Annotated in this window: 1 protein-coding gene; it reads right to left on the bottom strand. The window is 60.4% G+C overall.

Annotated elements, in window-relative coordinates; genetic code table 11:
• Positions 1-61: 61 nt before the first annotated feature.
• Entirely contained in the window at positions 62-2,245 is a 2,184-nt protein-coding gene (yccS, locus tag AC1DRJ_RS24560) for a YccS family putative transporter (protein ID WP_477804443.1), read from the bottom strand.
• Positions 2,246-2,414 lie beyond the last annotated feature (169 nt).

Below are 2,414 nucleotides of genomic sequence, written 5' to 3'. Positions count from 1 at the left end.
AATACGGTCGAATGTGGGAGCGGGCTTGCTCGCGAAGAGGCCGGTCCAGGCAATACACATCTCAGGCTTCGCTGGTGTCTTTGATCAAGTGCGCCGCCAGCGTTCGCAATGGCCCAAGCTGCCGACAAATCAACGCCAACTGCGTTTGCACCAGCCGCTGCCCTTCATCAATTTCATCGGGCATCTGTTCAAGCGAATTGGCCAGCGCCTCTTCCGCGTCACTCTGAATCGCGATCGGCTGTTTGCTCGCCAGACCCTGGGCGATTTCGTCGATGCTGGCCGCCAGGCTCACGCCGGCCCCCTCAATCAATTGCTCGCGCACATCTGCTGGTAGCGGGGTTTCACGATGCGCGCCCAGTCCGGACAAATAGCTGAGCAACGTGTGCGACAGCACCAGAAAACGAAACCCGACATCCGCTTCCTTCCGGAAATGCCCTGGCTCCATGAGCATGTTGGCCAGCGTCGTCGACAGCGCAGCATCCGCGTTGTGCGCATTGCGTCGAGCCAGGCGATAAGCCAGGTCGTCACTTTTGCCGGCGGCGTATTGCTGCATGATCTCACGCAGGTAAATGCTGTTGCAGGTCAGGGTGTTGGCCAGCACTTTGTTCAGTCGTCGACCCTGCCAGTCCGGCAGGAACAGGAACACCGCGAGCCCGGCGATCAGGCTGCCGAGCAGGGTATCGAGCAGTCGCGGCAGGAACAGCCCATAACCGTCGCCGACCTGGTTGAAGCAGAACAGCACCATCAAGGTGATCGCCGCCGTAGCCAAGGTGTAGCGAGTGGTTCTGTTGGTAAAGAACACCACGCCGGCGGCAATCGCGAAGCACGACTGGATCAACGGATTGGGGAACAGATCGAACAGCGCCCACGCCATCGTCAGGCCGATTGCGGTGCCGATGATCCGTTGACCGAGTTTGCGTCGGGTGGCGCCGTAGTTCGGCTGGCAAACGAACAGTGTGGTGAGGATGATCCAGTAACCCTGGGACGGGTGAATCAAATGCACCATGCCGTAGCCGATGCTCAACGCCAGGGGCAATCGCAGTGCATGGCGGAACAGCAGCGACGTCGGCGTCAGTTGCGTGCGCAAGCGTACCCACACATCTTTGAGGCTGCGCGGCGAACGATCCAGCAGGCTACTGTCGGCAGCATCGGCCAGGGCTTCCGGGTTGCTGGCATCGCTGAGCAAATGGTCGAGTGTAGCGAGGTTGGCCGCCAGCGCCCGCAGCGAACGCAACAGCCCGCGCCAGGCGGGGTTGCTCTGGATGCGCAGGTGTTCGATGGAGGCGTGCAGATCGCTCAGGGCTTCGGCAAAGCCCGCGTCATAGACGAACGGCTGACGCATCTGGATCGACTCGGCCAAGGCGCGGCAGGCCTTGCCTTGCTGACGCAGCAGACGCTGACAGCGGAACAGCACGTCGCTGTGGAAAAACGCCTCGGCGAGTGCGTTGTAGGGGTAATGCGAAGAACTGGCGCGCTCATGGATGTCCTGAGCGAGGAAGTACAGTTTCAGGTAGCGACTGACTTTCGATCCCGGACGCCCGTTGCCGACCCGGTGCAAAATGATTTCCTTGGCGGCATTCAAGGCCGCCACCACACGACCGTTCTGCTGGGCCAGTTCCAGGCGGCGTGCTTCCACATCCATCTGCCGGATCGGCTCGAACAACGACGATTTCAGCTTCAGGTAGTAACCCAATTCGCGGAACAATCGCGCCAGGCTCTGCTGCACCGGCTGGTTGGAAAACATCGCCTGCCACAGCACCGACAGCAATCCGTACCAGGCCGCGCCGGCCACCAGCAGCACCGGTTCGTGCCAGAAATCGGTGACCGCGCCACCGCGCTGGTCGACGCCGATCATGGTGTAGACCGACAGAATCAGCGTCGCCGAGGCAATGGCGCCATAGCGCTCGCCTAGGGCGCCGAGCATGGTCAGGCAAAAACTGGCCAGGGCCAGGGCGATGACGAAGATATAGGGGTAGGGGAAAAGCAGTTCGACGGAGAAGGCGGCGACGCTGAAACACACCAGCGTCACGGCGAGTGCGTTGAGACGGCCCTGCCAACTGTCGTCGGTTTCGGCCAGGGCACTGGCGATGATCCCCAGGAACAACGGGATTAGCAGTCCCATTTCATCCTGATACCAACAGACCGCCATGCTGCCGGTCAGGGCAATGAACACCCGCACGCTGTAGCTGAATTTATCCAGCGCCCAGAGGCGACGCAGAGACTGACTGAGAGGAGTCGATGACATGAAGTGCGAAGGCCTTCCGAGGCAATGACGCTAAATTGAGCCAGTAATGACGCCGACGCAATGGCGCCGATCACATCTGACAGCAAAATCTGTTCCTTGATATCACACATGGTCATTGTGGGAGCGGGCTTGCTCGCGAAGCGGCCGGTATATTCAACATTGATGGATG

The sequence above is a fragment of the Pseudomonas sp. P5_B2 genome (assembly GCF_056400445.1).
The sequence above is the reverse complement of the archived record's forward strand: the minus strand, read 5'-3'. Positions and strand labels throughout refer to the sequence as shown.